This is a genomic window from Streptomyces sp. NPDC014734, assembly GCF_043083325.1.
Taxonomy (GTDB): Bacteria; Actinomycetota; Actinomycetes; order Streptomycetales; family Streptomycetaceae; genus Streptomyces.
On record NZ_JBIBYN010000004.1, the window covers coordinates 406,474 to 424,670 of the forward strand.

At 71.7% G+C, this 18,197-nt stretch carries 2 protein-coding genes; both read right to left on the bottom strand.

The genetic code is table 11. The features are described 5' to 3' along the window. Positions 1-36 precede the first annotated feature (36 nt). Positions 37-3,006, bottom strand: coding sequence for a hypothetical protein (locus ACF1CT_RS10465; RefSeq protein ID WP_391783387.1), 2,970 nt, complete (start codon positions 3,004-3,006; stop codon positions 37-39). A 114-nt stretch (positions 3,007-3,120) separates the two neighbouring features. Then, the gene (locus tag ACF1CT_RS10470; protein ID WP_391783388.1) at positions 3,121-18,195 is read right to left on the bottom strand and encodes a hypothetical protein; all 15,075 of its coding nucleotides are present in this window, start codon (positions 18,193-18,195) and stop codon (positions 3,121-3,123) included. Positions 18,196-18,197: the final 2 nt, after the last annotated feature.

Sequence of the window (18,197 nt, forward strand, 5' to 3'; positions counted from 1 at the left end):
CTGGACGTTGGGGACGGGGTGCGGGCGAGGGACGGTTCAGCGGCCGACGGGTGCGCACGGGAACGGTCCGGTGCAGCGGTCGGGCCACGGCGGGTCCGCCGCCGCGGGCATACGACGGGCAGCGGTGTCCATCCGGGCGACCGCTTCGGCGGTCGGCTCCCGGAACCGGCCCGCCCCGGGCGGTACTTCGGTCAGCAGGACCCGGGCGGGCAGGTCGCCGTCCGCCTCGTGCCGGGCCAGTACGGAGAACACGGTGCCCGGGGCGAAGAGCGCCGACGCGCCGGCTCCGTCGCGCGTCAGCACCGAGGTACGGCGTGCGGTGACGGGACGGATCACGTACCGGACGGACCCGGACGGCGGCACCGGGGCGTCCTTCGCCTCAAGGTGGACGACATCGAGCGGGGCGTCGGTGTGCAGCACCGCACCCTGCACGATGTCGTCCGGGATGCCCCGTCCCGCGATCGCGCGCACCAGCGTTCCGCGCACGGCGGGCAGACGGCCCAGCCCGGCGGACAGACAGGCCGCGTACGGGCGCAGCGCACCCGTGTCCGCCGCCAGGGCCCGCGCGCCGAAGGGGCCGTCGGCGGGGGAGGAGAGATAGAGGTGCACGGCCACGAGATCGGCGCGTGCCGCGTCCTGCGCCGGGCCGCGCAGGCCGGGCAGCCGGATGAGTGCCTGGTTCACCGGTCCGCTGTGCTCCTCCCAGACGTCCGCGGCCAGTTCCCGGAAGGCGACCCGGTCCGCGTCGTCGGCCCCGTCCGGAGCGGACACGGTCGCGCGGGACCGGGCAGGACGGGCACCCGCCACGGCCATCGGGGGCCGCGTCGCGGATTCGGGCGTGAGGGCGCGGGAGACCGTCGGACGCCGGGGAACGCGGGAGGCGGGAGGGGGCGGAGTGCTGCCCGGCGCCCGGATGGCGGCCGCCTCGTCGGTGGTGGGTGCGGGCGCCGTACCGGGCGCACCCGACGAACCTGCGGCGGGGACGGGGGCGGGGGCGGGGGGTACGGCGGGTACGTCGGGGGTCCGGGCCGTCGGAGGGGCGGCGAGCGCGGCGGCGGAGGGCGTCGCGCTCGATGTGACGGAAGCCGCGTGCGGACCGGCGGGCCGCGCAGGACCGGACACGGCGACGGCCGGCCCCGCCCCGTCCCGGCCCACGGCGGCGGGTGCGGGCCGGGTGCCGCTCGTCGCCGGACGGGGCGGCGGGGCGGTCGCCTCCCGGGCGGTGGCCGTGGCGGTGGTGGCGATCGGAAGCGGGGCGGACACCTGCCCGGGGACGGGGGCCGCCGATCCCGCGACGGACAGCGAGGCGCCGATGGTGTCGGTGTCGGCGGCGGTGCTGACGGTGGTGCTGACGGGGGTGGTCCGGTGGCCGGGCTCCGGCGGGGCTTCGGCAGCGGCGGAGGCACCGGGACCGCCGGACTCGGTGACCGGCGCCGGGGCGGGGGCGGGTGTTTCCGTCTCCGGGGCCGCGGCGGGCGACCCCTCCGGTGCGCACGGCCCGCCGGACTCCCCGAACGACGACGCGGCCCCGTCATCGTGATCGTGACCGGCACCGGTCGCCGCCGCCGCGAAGGTGAGACCGTTGCGTACCGCGAAGCGACGCAGTTCGGTCACGGCTTCGGGACGCACACCGGCGGGGACGGAGAGCTCCGCGTACTCCCGTATCCCGTCGTCCAGTCCGGCCAGCAGCTCCGGCAGGCCTTCCAGGAGGCGGGCCAGGCCGTCGGCGTCGTCGGCGATTTCCGCGGCCACCTCGATCCGGGCGGCCCTGGCGTCGGCCGGGCGGTCACGGAACCCGGCGGGCGGATGGGGGTTGCCGCCGAGCCAGAGCCCCGCGCGCACCGCCACGGCATGGTTGCCGTCCGGGAGGCGCAGGGCCGCGGGCTCCGGGACGGGTGTTCCGGAGCCGTCGGGCAACAGCCAGTGCGCGGGGCGGAGCGGGACACGGTGGCCATCGGCCTCGGCGGGCGAACAGATCACCGAGGTCAGCAGCGCGGGCCAGGTACAGTCGCCCTCCGCCGTCGTCAGCCGTACGGACTCGGTGTGCCGTGCGGAGCCGCCGGTGTCGAGGGCGACGCCGGTGCCGGGGGACGGGGCGGTGAGCGGGAGCCCGGTGCAGATCTCGACCTCGGTGGCGAGCAGATCGGCCACACCTTCGGCGAGGGGCAGCAGGTCACGGCCGTCGGCCGGGGCGAGCCGGACCGACCGGCGCACATCGGCGGGCAGCCCCGCGAGCAGCGTCGCCAGGTCGTCGACCGGCACCTGCCCGGCCCGAGCCGCACCCACCAGTACGGTCAGCCGGTCCGGATGGACGGCCGACGCGAACGCGAGTTCGCCGGGGCGGGGCGGGGCGCTTCCCGCAGGACGGATCAGCAGCCCGGCGGGTATCTGCTGGACCGTGCACCCGCCCAGCGCGCCGAGCGGCACCCGGGCCAGCGCCCGCTGCCAGCGGGGCGCGGGGATGCGGGCGCCGAGCGCCTCCGGCTCGGCGCCCGGGGCGAACCGCCACCAGCCGCCGGCGGGGGTGGCCGGTTCGGCGACGTACAGCCCGCCACCGGGCACGAGGACCGCCGGGGCGTCCGGTGCCTCCAGCTCCAGCTCCCAGGCGTCCGCCAGTCGTTGTGCCAGTGGGGCGCGGTCGCCGGACGGGGCCGCCGCCCCGGAGAGCACCAGCCGGGCGGCGGGACGCCGTTCGTCGCGGAGCCTGGCCAGCAGGCCACCCAGTTCCTCGCCCAGGTTTCCGGCCGCCTCCGGTGCGACGTCGACCACGACGACCGGCCGTCGCGAATCGGCGGGGAGGGCGCGGGCGAGGTCCCGGACCGATGCGCGGTCGTCGGCGGAGGAGCGCAGCAGGAACCTCTCGCCGTGTTGCTCCAGCACGGTGCGTGGCGCCGTCCGGGACGTCAGGCCGGTGGACGACACCGAAGCGGAACCGTCATGGGCTTCTCCGGAAGCGTTGCCGCGCCGCCCCAGCCACCGGGTGAGACGCGTGGGGATTCCGCTCACCGGGTCTCCCACCAGGCGCCGATACCGCAGTACTGCACTGAGCCTCCATCAATGATCCAACGACGACGAAGCGTTGACCATAGCTTTCGCCGCGTCATGCGGAACCTCCAGGGCTCAACTGGGGATCAGCGCGGCAAGGACGCCGTCGGAGATCGTCGAGGGCCCGGAGGACGTACTGCCGTTCTGCGTGGTCGTGGTCGTGGTGGTGGTCGTCGGCCCGGGCTCGCGCACGGGTGCGGCGAAGTCCGTGAGGTCCATGCCCGTCCGGGTCACCAGACCGAGCCGCACCGGGCGGCCGAGCAGGCCGGCCACCAGCTCGGCGATCTCCTTGGCCCGCTCGATCCTTGCCCCTTCGTCACCGCCACGCTCCGAGGACGTGTTCCCGGGCGGGGTCTCGCGGACGTCGAGCCAGAGCTCAGCCCCCGGTCCGTCGGGTTCCGCCGTCCTGATGGCCGTCGCGAGCGCCCGGGCCACGTCGTTCTGCCCGCCGTCGGCCCAGTGGTCCTCGTGATCGTTCTCCCGCAGGAGCGACTCGCCGTCGAAGACGTGTGAGGTGACATGGCCGGGCAGCACCCCCAGCCCCAGCAGGTCGCGCTCCGGGAGCCGCACCACCGCCGTGCCCCGGACCTGTTCTTCACCCGCCGGGCCCGTGACCGTGATCCGGGTCTCGACGGTGACCAGGTGTGTCTGCCAGACGCGCCCGTCCTTCGGCTCGGAGGTGACGCCCTGGCGCTGCCAGCTGCGGTCGGTGACGGTGTGCGAGCCGCCGGCCGCGGGGCGCTGCGGCTGCCCCTGGACCAGGGGTGCGGCGGTGCCCAGGGTCGCGGTCTTCTCCTCGTTCAGGTCGTACTTGACCTGGACGTTCACCGCGGAACTGTCCGACTGGACGGCCGAGGAGGCGGCGTTCCTCGCCTGGATGTCCACCCGGTCCATCGCCATGGAGCCGGTGTGCGCGAGCGATACCGGACGCAGCAGGTCCACGGAGAACGTGACCCGGTCGTCGGAGTGTTCCGGCGGGACGATGCCCAGCAGGTCCGCCATGTTGAGCGCGCCGAACTCCACCGACTCGTCCTGCACCAGGCGCGTGAACTGAACGGCGGCCAGGTCGCCGGCCTCCGATCCCGGTTCGGTGCTCTCGAACGGCATTGCTCCGCCGAAGCCCAGCGAGGGCGCCACCTTGTTCACCGCGGCCCGCAACTGCTCGACCCCGGTGAACCGGTGCACCACCACCCGCCCGTTGCGCGGCAGCTTCCGTTCCGGCCCGCCGGTCGTCGTGCGCGTGTCGGGAGCCTCGTGCACGTCGCTGCCGGTGAGCCGCACATCGACCTGGACACGGACCGGGGGCGTGTCGTCGACGGAGGCGGCCGTGTACTCCCAGAAACCGTCAAGCGTGCTGTCCAGCCACTTGGCCCACCGGCTGTCGGTGAGCACGGAGCTGTTCAGGGCGTCCTGTGCGAGCTGGACGGGCGCGAACGGCAGGACCTTCGTCCGGACGTCGACGTGGTACTCGTACGTGATCCGGAACTCCGCGGCGTTGTCGGTCCGCAGCCAGAACCGCTGGTCCGAGGTGGTTGCCGAGGTGGTGGTGACGGCGCGGCCGCTGCTGTGCGTCCCCTGCAGGGCCAGGGTGTCGGCGTGCTGCCCGACCGGCGGACGCGGGTAGCGGGTTCCGGACGAACCCGTGAGGGAGTGCTTCGTGGTGACGACGTCGGACACCTGGGTGTTCCCCGGCACCTGGGTGAACGTGTTCTCCTGCCCCGATCCGGTGTCGGCCTCGATCCCCATGACCGTGCTGAGGTCGTCGACCGGGGTCGCCCGGACGGACACCTCGACGAGCCTGGCGATCCCGTTGCGCACATGGACGAAGTGGACACGCATCGGGTTTCCGGGACCGCGCGACGGGAGCATGCGCATGCCCGCCGTGGACGACAGGTCGTTGATGCGTGCCCGCGCGCCCGGACTGAAGGAGTCGCCGGGCGTCAGCAGGCCGGGCGCCGCCTTCTCCACCAGCTTCTTGATGGTGTCGCCGAACCGGTTGCGTTCCGTGTCGGGCACGTACTGCACGCCCGAGTCCTGTGACGGGGCGAGCGGGACCGCGTTGAGGACGGATCCGATGCCGAAGGCGCGCCCGTCGCGGAGCGTCCGGGGGAAGGCGACGGTCCTGTCCTTGTCCGGGGACGGGGTCAGGCCGGCGATGTCAGGGAAGAACTCCCGGTTGCGACGCAACTGGCCCGGAGTCGTCAGGAACTGGACCCCGCCGGGGACGTCCACCGCCATCCGCACGACGGATGGCCCGAGGTTCGCGGCCTTCTGCACCACCTGCGGGGCCGCGTTGAGGAACAGGTTGCGATGGCCGCGCCTGATCGTGATCACGAAGGTCGTGTCGGCCCCCATGCGCAGCAGCGTCATGGCCTCGGCGGGGGTGCGGGTGACGGTGCTGGACGCGGTCCGGCTCTCGTTGTGGTCCCGGCGGGCGCTGTACGTGTACCCCCCGGACGGCTGGAGCCATGACACCGGGGACTCGGCCGACGGCTTCAGGGTGAGCGTTCCGGCGTGGTCGTGCGAGGAGCCTGTCGACTTCTGGGAGGCGTGCGACGCGGAGCCCATGACGCTCGTCTCGATGTACTGGCCGTGCCCCTTCGGATCGGACAGCAGTTTCGGCGCCGTGGCGTATCCCTGGATCTCCACGGAGTACTCCGTGTCGAGGGTCATGCCCGGGAGCACCAGGCCCTCGATGACGTAGCCGCCCTTGAAGATCTGGTGTGCGTGGGCGGCGAGCTGACCGGCGTTGATGGCGGTGTGCAACTGCTCGGCGAGGGCCGTGGTGTGGTCGTTCGCCTCGGCGCCGATGAGGGCCCGGCCGATCCTGCCGCGGCTCTTGGCGGTGGCCGGGTCCGCCTGCTGCGACGAGGCGTTCGCCTCCGACTCCGCTTCCGTCTCCGTGACCGTCTCCGTCTTCTCGCCGATGATCTGCCGGAAGCCGTCGAACACGGTCTTGTGGATGAGGTCCGCCTCCTTCACCAGGTCCACGAACGCGTCGTCGGGCAGGCGAATCGGCCGGATCGGTGCGGGGGGCGTGGTGCTGCTCTCGCCGTTCTCCGACCGGTTCGGCGCGGGCGTCGACGTGCTCTCGTTCCCGGAGGGGCGGAAGGAGAGCAGCGCGATGTCGCTGTTCGTCCCCGTCGTGGTGACCTCGCGCACGGTGCCGGTCGGTTGCGGGGCGAGGAGGGAGTCCACGGGCGTCGTGCGGTCGGCGGGCACCGCGATCAGGATCGTGGGCGAGGCCTCCGGATCGATCTGGATCGTTGTCGAGTCCGGTGGGACGACGGTGGTGAACGGTGGCACCGGCTCGTGCCCGTTGCTCTCGGTGACCGTCAGCCGGAAGTCCGCCGGGATGGAGAACACCTCGGTCGCCTTGTTCCGTGTGAGCACCAGTTGGTCGTGGCCGATTCCGTTGCCGTCGGTCGCCGTCACTCCCCACTGGGAGTTGTAGGTGTACGTGTATCCGCCCGACGCGCCGACCGGAGACGAGCCGGCGGGGCCCGAGAGCGAGCCGCCGCCGCCCGCCGACCAGCCCGAGGCCACCGCCTTCTGCTCGCTGCCGGGCATCGACAGCCCGACCATGTTGATGGTCTCGACATCGTCGAGGGAACGTACCTGCGTGACCGCCTCCGAGGTGCGACGGAGCGCTTCGAGGGAGAGTTCCACGCGCCGCTCCGGCCCGGTCAGTCCGCCCGGCAGCGTGAGCCAGACGCGGTGGGCGCCGCCCGCCATGTCGTCGAGCGCGGCACGCAGGCCGAGCTGGGAGCGCATCTGCTCGAACAGCCGCAGATTGGCGAGGCGTGCCGCGACCGTCTTCTCGCCGGGACGGCTCAGCACGTCCGTCACCAGGCCGTTGGCCCGTTCGAGCGGGGAGCCCGGCGTCTGGCGGGGGGCGGGGGGCAGGAAGCCCGCGTCGCGCAACCACTTCTCGGTGGCGTCGAAGATGCGCTCGGTGCCGTCGATCCGCAGCGGGGTGGCCGACAGACCGATCGCCTGGAGCTGGGCGATCTCGGCGGACGGCTGGAGCGCGTTGCCGGTGTTCGGCGCCATACCGACCGAGTCCGGCAGCATCCGAATCCTGACCGCGCTCGATTTCAGGTCGAACGACGGACCGGTGCCGTCCCGGCCCACCAGATGGGCGGTGTACGTGAGGGTGAACGGCACGAGTCGGTGATCCTTCGTCGTGCGCAGCGTGTGGTTCACCGTGGTCGACCCGCCGGAGTTGTGGCCGTGGGTCCAGCTGCGCTTCCAGCCGCCCTTGAACCCGCCGGTGAGTCCGATCACCCAGTCGGCCGCCGACGTGAAGATGCTCGCGGCAAGGTCTGCCGAGGCGTTGACGGCGACATCCAGACCGAGGCCCGAGCTGATCTTCACCGAGGTGTCGAGCTTCATCGTGCGGGTGAGGTGGCTCTCCAGGAAGAAGTTCCCCGACACCGTGGAGATCGCGGCGTTCTCGACGCGTTCGATCCGCGCCTCCAGGCGCAGCATGCCCACGGCCTTGCCGCCCGGTGTGTACAGCAGGGGGGTGTACTGGCCGCCCTTTCCGTTCCGGTCGACCCGCTGGAGGGGCAGTCCGCCGCGCTGGTTGGTCTCGCTCAGCAGCGTCAGCACCTCGTTGCGCGACTGCTCGGAGAGCGAGTCGAGCAGCTTGCGGAACTCGGGGTCGGCCGCCGCGGCACGGGCGATGGCCCCGGGGTCCTTGATCGAGTCCACGCCCCACAGCGGCAGGCTGCCCAGGGCATCGTCCGTGGTGACGGGCGTGAGGTCGGCGTCGTTCCGCGTGTTGTTCCCGGTGTCGTCGCCCGCCCCGATCCCGGTGTTGTCCGCGCTGTTGTCGTTCGCGCCGATTTCGGTGTGGCTCGCGGTCGTGTCGTTCGTGGTGTTCTGGTTCGTGGTCGTGTGGCTCGTGGTGGTGCCGGTCGGGGGAGTCTCCGCCGGGACGGTGGCCACGTGGTCGGGGAACTGCACGGTGAGCGTGCCGTGCTCCTGTCCCTGCCCCCAGCGCTCGACGAGGGGGACGGCGTCGCCCTGCTCCGGGTCGCGTGAGGGGTTCGGCGTTTCGCCGCCGGTCCGGTCGCGGACGCGCACCTGCCAGTGCGTCGTGAAGTCCACCGGATGCGACGGCGTGTTGTTCCGCATGACCTGCGTCTGCGCGACGGTGTCGGCGGTCGTGGAGGAGAAGCTGCGCTGGTTGTGCGTCACGCTCAACGACGGGCTGAACAGCAGGCCGGTGTACATGCCGATGGCGCCCGCCAGCAGACTGCCGGTGAACGCGATAGGCAGGGAGCGCGGGTTGACCGACCCCGAGGGCGAACTGCTTTCGAGGGCGCTCGTCGCCCGCTTCTCGATGCGCCGTTGCGGGTCCTCCAGCGTGTGGCCGCTGAACCGGGTGGATGTCACCGGGTCGGACAGCGTCAGCCGCACGTCCACGGTGTGCGGGCCGTCGTCCAGCTGCACGGTCACGGCGTACCCGTGCTCACTCAGCACGTACGGCATCCGCGCGTTCAGCGCCGCGGTACCGAACTGGGTCCCGATCTCCTCGCGCACCGCCGTGGTCTCGGAGGCGGACAGGGGACGGCCGGAGGAGGTCAGGGCGGCGGCGACCTGGGCGGCCAGGTCGTCCAGCTGTGCCGTCGACAGCGGATCGAACTGCTCCATGCCGACACCGTCGAAGCCCTGACCGCCGTAGTTCCTGACGTAGTCCGACAGCGGTCGGCTCCAGCCCGGGGGCGCCGCGCTCGTCGGCCACGAGGGGGCGCCGGTGTGGTCGGAGTCGGCCATTCGGTTCGACGCGGGGGAGACGGGCGGGGGCAGCGGCGCGTCGGCAGTGTGCAGCGGGATCACGGCGTGCATGCTGACCCGCTCGATGGTCCGCAGGTAGTCCTGGGGCATGGTCAGCAACGAGGCGTCGTCCGCGTGGACCATCACGCCGTCGGAGTGGACGCCCGACGCGTGGGCGTTCCGGCGGAACAGGTGAGGGTTCTCGGCGCTCGCGTCGGAGTACTCGTCGGCGAGGCCGAGGTAGTGCAGGGTCTCGTGGATCAGTACGGCGTCGCTGTGTCCGATGTCCCAGTGGCGCTGATCGGCGCGGCCCGGTACGGCCGCGTTGGTGATCTTCACGGCCTCGCTGTGGCCGGGATCGTTCACCAGCTCCACCGTGACGAGCAACTGGTCGCCGGACTCGGGCAGCTCGTAGCCGACGTTGACGTGCTCGTCGAGGGCCGACTGCATACGGGCCCGGAGATCGGCGAGATGCTGTGGGGACAGCCCGTCGGACAGGGCGACCGGCAGGGTGACGAAGAAGTGCCGCACCGTGCGGCCGTCGGGGAGCTGCTCCCGGCGGACGTGATTGCGGATGAGGGTCATCGAGCCGTCGAGCTGTCCGGGGTTCTGACCGGACTGCACGACCTGCGGATCGAAGCGCGCGGTGTTCACGGCGGCGGTGGGTGCCCCCAGGAAGCGGCGCAGCTCGCGGCGGAGCGCGGGGACGTCGACGAGCTTGCCCACCGGGCGCGGCGGGCGCACGGGGTGGGGCCCGGTCCGGGACGTGTGGTCCTGCGACACCGTGTTCGGCTTGTCGTCCCGGGTGCCGCCGGGGCCGTTGGCCGGTGCCTGCGGAGACGGCCAGGACACGGGCTGGGAGACGAGCGACTGCGTCGTCGGATCGGTCGGGGGCGGCACTTCGAAGAGGGTGCCCACCGGACGCGGTACCGGGTTGGTGCCGCCGCCCTGTTCGTGCACGTCCGCCAGTTGCGTCGCGGCGTCCGCGAGCCGCCGGTCCGCGTCGGCGAGTGTCTGCTCCGCGTTGGCGAGGGTCTGCCGCAGCCCCCTCTCCTGCCCGTCCAGGCGCAACTGCTTGCGCGTCGCGTCGAGGTCCGCGTCGACGCGGGCACGCTCGTGGGCCAGACCGGTGAGTTCCGTCTCCTGCGCGCGGATCTCGTCGCGCAGGGCTTCGGCCATCAGGGCGTTCCGCCGTGCCATGTCGGGGTGCGGAGGGGGCGTGGCGGAAAGGCGGGTGCGGATCTTGTCGAGCTGTCCGTTCAGACCGTCGAGCGCCGTCCGGGACTCCGCCTCCCTCGAAGACAGGTCGGCCAGCCGTTCGTCGAGAGCGGTGAGTCGTGTGGTGTTCGCCTCGATGGCCTGCTGGAGCTGTTCGAGCCGGTCCCGGCCGCCCGTGAGTGGTGCGTGCGCACCTTCCCGGCCCAGGTTGCGAAGCGCCTGGAAGGCGTCGAGCCTGCGGGCCGCGTCGTCGCGGTCACGCGTCGACCGGTCGTGCAGTTCGAAGAGGTCGGTTCCGTTGAACTCCGTGCTGCTCGGGGTGGTCTGCCTGCCGTTGCCGTCGAACGTCCAGAAGCGGGTTCCCTCGGCGTCCCGCAGGGCCAGCTCCACGTCGAGTCCGCTCGTCCGCGCGATCTCGGACGCCCGGCGGAGGGCGTTCAGCCGGGCCTCGGGGGTGGGATCGGTCCCGAGGTCGAGCCAGAGCTGCGGCACGGCACCCTCGGGGAGCGGGCCCGTCTCCTTGATCGACGCGGCAAGGGTGCCGGTCGAGGTGTCCCCGGTCGCGGAGAGGTCCCAGATCCCGTCGCCCCGTTCCGGATCCGCGAACACGCCGAGCCCGAGCAGGTCCCGTTCCGGCACGCGCATGACCGCGGTGCCGGTGACGTGGCGCACGGTGCCGTCGGGGCCGATGACCTCGGTGACCGTATCGACCTCGACCTCGTGCGTCCGCAGGCCGTTCTGCGCGTCGGGCTTCCCGGCGGTGCCGGTCTTCTCCCAACGACGGCCCGCGGCGGAGATGCCGCCGCCCTGCCCTCCGGGCACGGACTGGTACTGGTTGAGCGGGACGGACACTCCGAGACTGTGCTTGCCGTCGGCCGTCAGGGTGCCGGACACCGAGAGGGTGAACGCGGTGGAACGGGTCGTCGACGAACTCGCCGACGTGCTGAAGCCGACGGCCCGCACCCGGTCGACCGTCACTCCTCTGGTGCTGTCGACCGGCCTCGGGTTGAACACCTTCGTGCTCATGGTGACCTGCGGGTGCTTGCCGGTGCCGGTGACCTCGCCGCCGAGTCCGGCCGCCCCGCGGACCGGGTCGATGGTGAGCTTCCCGCCGTGCACGAGTTCGGTGAGCCGGATGGCGGCGCCCTCGTCCGTCAGACCGGTGCCGAGCCCGTCCCCGTCCAGCGCGGGTGCGACCTCCCGCACGGCCGCCAGCAGCTGCTGCTGGTTGGTCAGGCCGTACACGATCTCGTGGCCCGTGGGCTGAAGCGGCGTCGCGCCGATCAGCTGGGGCACGCTCCGGGTCGGGTCCTGCTCGTACACCAGATCGTCCAGCAGCTCGCGATCGGGGGCCTGCTGGTCACGGTCGCCGGAGAACCGGACGGTGACCGCGGCGTCGACGGGTTCGGGAAGCGCGTGGGTTTTGCCACCGATGGTGACTTCCGCCGAGAAGACGTAGGCGAGGGTGAACTCGTCGCCGCCCTCGGTGCGTTGCCAGACGCGGTCCTCGGCGGTGCTGGTGTTGCTCGTGGTGTCGGTCCTGAGCGTCGAGTGCGCGACGCCGGGACCGAACACGGCCTTGCGGTCGCCGGACGTCGGCGTGTTGACGCTGCCGGGCAGGCCGAAGCCCCAGCGGGTGGTGCGGCTGGTGGCCTCGGTGATGTTGGCCGGGGCGTGCGAGGTGAAGTTCTCCAGCGCCGATCCCTCCCCCGACTTCCGCCCGCGCACCAGGTCCAACTGCTGCTCGTCCCAGGCGAGACGCCCGTACAGCTTCACCGTCACGTCCTGGGTGAGGAGACGGCCGGCGTACGGGAAGGTGAAGGTCAGCGGCTTGTCGCTGCCGCGGCCGGGCAGCACGCCGAGGGCGGCGGGCGAGGTGTAGTCGGCGATGCGCTGGCGCAGACCGGGCACGTAGCTGGCGTGACCGGGGGTGAGGCTGCCCGGCGCGTGCTTCTCGACCAGGGCGGTCAGACGGTCGCGGAGCAGGTCGTGGTCGGGCGACGGCTCCGGAGCAGCGCCGTTCCCCGCGTCGTTCCCCGCCTTGTTCCGGTCCTCGTCGTCCTGGTCCTGGTCGTTCCGGTCCTCGTTGCCCCGGTCCTCGTTGCCCCGGTCCTCGTTGCCCCGGTCCTCGTTGTCCCGGTTCCGGTCGGTGACCGCGTTCGTTCGGTCCCCGGTGACGGAGGCGTGCGAGGCGCTTGCGCCGCCGGGCCCCGGCCCCGTGCCCGCGGGCGGCGCCACGGGGGGCGTCAGCGCGGACTTCAGCGGCGTCACGTCGAGGACCGCCGCGAGGCCGAGCAGGCCGTACGTGCGGAATCGGCGCGGCAGCGGCACATTGCGCGGCCGGGACTCGTCGACCGGGCCCGCGAGGTCCTTGAGGGTCTCGTTGCCGCTGCGCCGCAGCTGATCCGGGGTCGCCAGGAACTGGATGCCGCCGGGTACCGATACCGTGCGCGTCACGGCGTCCGCCTTGACGTTCAGCGGAGTGACACCGTGCAGTCCGCGCCGGATCGTCACCTCGTAGGTGACATCGGCACTGATCCGGTGCTGTGTGCCGCTCTCCGACGGCACTCGCGTCATGCCCGTCGAGGCGGCGCTGGTCACGGAGCGGCTGCTGCCCTTGCCCCACACGCCCTTGGCGCCCGCGCCGCCCGTGACCGGGTTCCCGGCCCGGGAGGCGGAGGCGGACTGCGTGTCCGCGTCCGTGTCCGTGTTCCGGGCGGCCTCCGCCTCGGCCCTGCTCTTCCCCGACTTCAGGGTGAATCCGGGGCCGCCCTCGTGCGCGCTGCCCTTGGTGACCTGGTGGGACGCGGCGTCGACGACACCGAGGTCGGTCTCACCGTACTGTCTGACCTCGCCAAGGCTCCGGGGGTTCGAGACGACCGCACGGACCTCCACGACCAGGTCCGTACCCACCACCGCGCCGGGCACGAACAGGTCGTCGATGACGTACCGGCCCTTGGTGATCTGGTGCGAGCGGGCCAGCAGCGCGGCCGGTGCGAGCTGCGCGTGGATCGCCTCGTTCAACAGCAGGCCGTGGTCTGCCCGGTCCGTCCCGGTCAACGTGTGCTGGACGACCGAGCCGGCGTGCAGGACGTAGCCGGCGACGGACTTCGCCGCGGCCGTGGCGGACGACCACCAGGACGAGGACGAGGGCGAGGTGCTGGTGGCCACCGGGGGAGTGTTCGCCGTGGCCGGTGGCGGCAGTTCCCCCGGCACCTGGTCCGGCGGCGGCCGTTCCGACAGGTCCCGCAGCATCGCGTCGACGGCCTCGTACAGCTTGCCGCTGCCCCGCATGACGTCGACCAGCGAACTGTCCGGCAGCCGGAAGGCGTTCGGCTGCTCCTCCGGTTTCACCGCGCCGGGCGGGTCGACCCGGGCGGGGTCGTACGTGAACACGTTCTCGGCGGCCGGAGGACGGGTGCGGCCCTCCGGGACCGCGAGGTCGACGAAGACCTCCGAGGCACGGTCCGCCGGTGCCTGGATCTGGGAGTCCCAGGAGAACACCGGGTCCTGCCCGGTCCCCTCGAACACGTCGAGCTTGAGCACCGCGGGGACCCGGAACAGCTCGGTCGTCTGGTTGCTCGTCAGGATGAACTGGGAGTGCGTGACCGAGGCGGAGACGCTTGACGTCTCGGTCGTCTGCCACGTCCCCTTGTAGTCGCCCGTGAGGCTCGCGCGCAGATGATCCACCGCGGCCCCGGTCAGTTCCCCGGACATGGCGAAGGTCTTGGTGGTGGCCGTCACCTGCTGGCTGTTCCCCGGGACGGTGAGACCGCTGGTGCTCGGCATGTGCACGCCCGACAACGACGTGAGGTGTGCCGCCGCCCGATCGGTGTCGCGTCGGTCGAGGGAGAGACGCAGCTGGACCCGGCGGACGCCGCCGCCCGTCTCCGGCTTGTTGAAATGGATCAGCAGACCGCCGTCGACGAGTTCGTCCACGGCACCCAGCAGCCCGTTCGGGGAGCCGAGCAGGGTGAGCCTGCGCAGGTTCTCCAGTCTGGCCTTCGTGAGGTTCTCGGCGGAGAGGGCGGAGAGTTCACCGGGTTTCGGGAGGAACCCCTCGTCCTGGAGCCATTTCTCGGCCTTGCCGAGGACGCTGGTGACACCGTCCCCGTGGATGCCCACCGGTGTCGTGGAGACACCGATGGCGTCCAGTCGGTCCAGCTCGGGAGGGAGTTTCCGTTCCTCGGCCGGACGGGTTCCGTTCACCGTGTCCGGGGCGAGCGTCCGTATCCGCACGTCGGTCGGCGGGGCCGACCACAGACCGGACCGGCTTCCGTCCGCCGCGATGAACTCGATGTGGTAGGTCACCGACGCGGGGGTCAGCACATGTCCGGTGTTGGTGCGGAGGTTGTGCACCACGTTGTGTGTGGCGCCCGCACCGAAGCCCTTGTCCTTCTGATACGTGTAACCCGCCTTGGGCGCCACCGAGCCACCCACGTGGAAGTCACGCAGTGCCTTGTCCACCTCGGCGGGTTCCTTGTTGAGGACGACGCCCGCCGACGCGTCACCGCCGAGCGAACTCGACACCTTGGACAAGGAGTCGACCTTCAACTGCCGGTCCAGATAGCGCTCGAAGCTGTACTTCTCGCCGACCTTGATGTCGTGCAGGCCGTCTCCCCGGCGCGGGTCGACGTCCGCCACGACACGGAACATGCCGTACGCGTTGCCGGCCTTGTCGAGGAGAACCGGGGAGAAGGTCCCCGGAGTGCGGGTGTCGTTCACGTCCCGCCTGCGCTGCAGAGGCAGGGCCCCGAGCTGGTGCTCGCCGCCGAAGAACTTCTCGACGGCCTTGAGGGAGTCCGGGGAGAGCTTCCCGAACTCGGTGCCGTAGTGCTGCCGGGCCTGCTTCAGCAGACTTCCGGGATCGGACATCGAGTCCATCGCCCAGAGCGGCAGCTTGTCCAGGTGCTTGTTGAACGCTTCCGATTCGCGGCTGATGACATGGGCGGGCCCGGTGTCCGTGTCGGAGTGCGGCCGGGCCAGGTGCTCGGGGAACCAGGCCGTCACCGTGCCGCGCGTCTGGGCGGGCTGCCACGGCTGCTCGGTGACGAGGCCGGAGGAGGGCGGCTGGGGCTGCCGGACGCTCCACGACGCCCGGTAGTCGTAGGGGCTCGCCGGTTCCGTACTGCGCAGCAGACTCGTCGAATTGACCACCCCACTGACGGTCGACGTCAGACTGCGCTGCTGGTGGGTACCGCTGAGGTTCGCCGACACCGGGATGCCGGTGAGGTACTGCCAGACCTTCGAGAACGTGTTGGAGTACGGGATCGCCCACGGCCGCGCCGCGGTGCTGCCGCTCTGGGAACTGGTGTCGAAGGCGGCCGCCTGCCGTTGCTCGTTGTTGTGCGGCGGCTTGCGGTTTCCGTTGCCGAAGACGGCGGTGGGCCTCGGGTCGGAGAGGTTCAGCCTCACGTCGACCGGACGGGGCGTGCCGTCCACGGTCACGGTGATCCGGTGGCCGTCGCGGCTGAGCAGCATCAGACGGTTGTCGTGCAGTGCCTGCGGGGAGAGCAGCGAGGCGAGCTGGGACCGGACGTCGGCCTCGTGCGAGGCGGGTACGTTCAGCTCCGTCAGCACCTGTTCCTGGACACCGGTCGCGACGTCGTCGTGAAGGGGGGAGAGCTGGACGCCGCCCGTCCCCTCCGCCTCGGCGGTGCCGAACTTGGCGACGTCGGACGAGAGCGGGGATTTCGGCGCGGACGAGACCGGGGCCGAGGTGGAGGCGAGGTTCGTGAGTTCGATCGACTCGTGCGGCGCGTTGCCGAGCTGCTCCCCTCCGGTGTTGTCCGGGGACTGCTGTGTGTGCGAATCCGAGGTGTTGACCAGCGGCGACCGGCTCTCGTGCCAGCCGTTGCCCATGTCCTCGTCGTCGCGGGCCAGGCGGCTCGTCGGGTTCGGTTCCTGCTTCCGGTCCAGGTCGTCGCCGGACGTCTGGGTCTCTTCTTGCTCCTGCTGTTGAGCCGGAACGCCGTCGACGGGGGGCTGTGTCCCGTGCTGCTGGATGTTCGCGTCGTCGTCGGAGGTCTGGGTGTGGACCTGCTGCTGGGACCCGTCGTTCCCGGAGGTCCCGGTCGGGGCCCGGTCCTGGGACCGGTGCTGCCCGTTCTCGTCGAGTGCGTTCTGCCGCTGGTCCTCGGCCGACGGGTGCGGCGGGGTTTTCGACTCGGTGTCGATCAGGGACTGCTGCGGGCTCCGGACCTCCTCCGACTCCGACTCCGTCTGTGTCTGTGTCTCGGTCGACGTGTCGGTCTGGGTGCTGATGCTCTGGACGGGCGGGTTCACCGCGTCCGCGGTCGTGTCCGCGGTCTTGTCGGTGACCTTCTCCGCCGAGGTGTTGACCGGTGTGTTCCCGGGCCGGGCGTTCGACGACGGGGACTGGCCGGACTGGTTGGACGGGCCGGACGTCTGGTTCGGGGCACCCGCGGTGTTCACCGCGTTCGGCGGCCCGCCGCCCTGCTGCACCGGGCCCGGCACGGGCGGCACCACGGCGCCGGTCCGCTCCGTATCCGAGGTGACCTGATCGTCGTCGGTCTTCTCCTGCGTACCGAGGACCTGGGCGTGCTCCTGCGGCGTGTTCGCATCGTCAGGGTTCTCGCCGGTGGACTCCGGCGTGCCGGGGACGGCCGACGGGTCCGGGGGCACGGCGAGTCCGTCGAGTCCGCCCAGACCGTTCGTGTCCGTGGTGAGGGCCGTGTTCGTCGTCGACGTCGTGGCCGGGGACGTCGTGGAGCCGTTCTGCTGCGCGTTCCCCGTGCCGTCGCCGCCTCTTCCGGTGCCGCCCGCGTCCCCCGGGAATCCGGACGAGGACGTCATGTCCAGCAGCTTGCCCCGCAGTCCCGCGCCGAGCTTCTCACCGCCCGACTCCATGAAGTTGCCGACCCGGCCCTCGACCATGCCCGAGCCGAACGTCAGCCCCGAGGTCTTGAACTCGTGCTCGTCGCTGAACACGAGGTTGTACGTGCCCTCCGACACCGCGGCGTGGATGCCCTCGAACACGCTCTCATTGGTGCCCCGGGCCATCGACTGGAGGATGTCCTTGCCCAGCACATCGGCAGTGCCCCTGCTCAGCACCTGGGTGGTCGGGGCGTCCAACTGCTTGCCGAGCGGCTTCAGGCTCTGTTCCAGGGCGTCCGGCAGATCCTTCTTCCCCGTCCTGTCGAGGAGCGTCCTGGCCCAGTTCCGGCCGACGTCCGTTGCCTCCTTGCCTCCCAGGTGCTTCTGGAAGGCGTCACCGACGGCGTGGACGAAGTCGTCCCCGGCCTGCTTGCCGCCGGGCCCGGCGGTCTTGGGCAGATGATCCCTGAACGCGTCGGCGAGGTCGTCGCCGAACGACTTGGGCCCGGCGCCGCCGGCCTTGGGCGCGGCACCCTTCGGCCCGGCGGCCTTGGAGGGCGGCGGGAAGACGTCGTCCAGCTTCTTTCCCAGGTTCTTGCCGCCGTCCTTGCCGAACAGGTTGGCCAGGCCCTTGCCGAACTTGTTGCCCAGCGCGTGGAACGGCCCCGCCAGCAGGCCCTGCACCGCCCCCGACAGCGCCGCGCCCTTCGTGAGCTCGGAGTCGAAGCCGTCGCGCGTTCCCCCCTTGAGCTGGGACCACTGCACCAGCAGGTCCATGGCCACGCCCATGCCCACGTTGATGATCTCGTGCATCAGCAGGGTGCCGATGAGCCGGGCCAGGCGGGACTTGATGAGGTACTTGACGATCGCCTGGCGGGCCAGATACGCCTGGATCGAGGCGCCGAAGAAGAACGCGAGGGCCGCCGCGACGACCGCCTCCACCAGCAGCTCGATCAGCTGGGCGATGATCATGTACTTGGTGTACTGGAGCTGGGTGGCGCTCTCCCGGGTGAACTCGGCGAGCAACTGCGCCTGGTCACTGACGGAGTTGAAGTAGTCGAGGCCCTCCTGACCGCCCAGGAACCCCTTCATCGCCTCCTGGTACACCGTGGACGCGTCGCCGCCGAAATTGTGCCGGGTGATGCCGAGGGCCTCCGCCACCTGCTGCTGGATGTCCCCGGTGAGTTTTCCGTGCAGGCCGCGGTGGACCTCGGCGAGCGCGAACATCTTGTCCTCGTCGCCGTCCGGCGGAACCTCGCCGGTGAGGGCCGCGAACAACCAGGCGGCCTGCGGGGGAAACTCCAGGGACACCG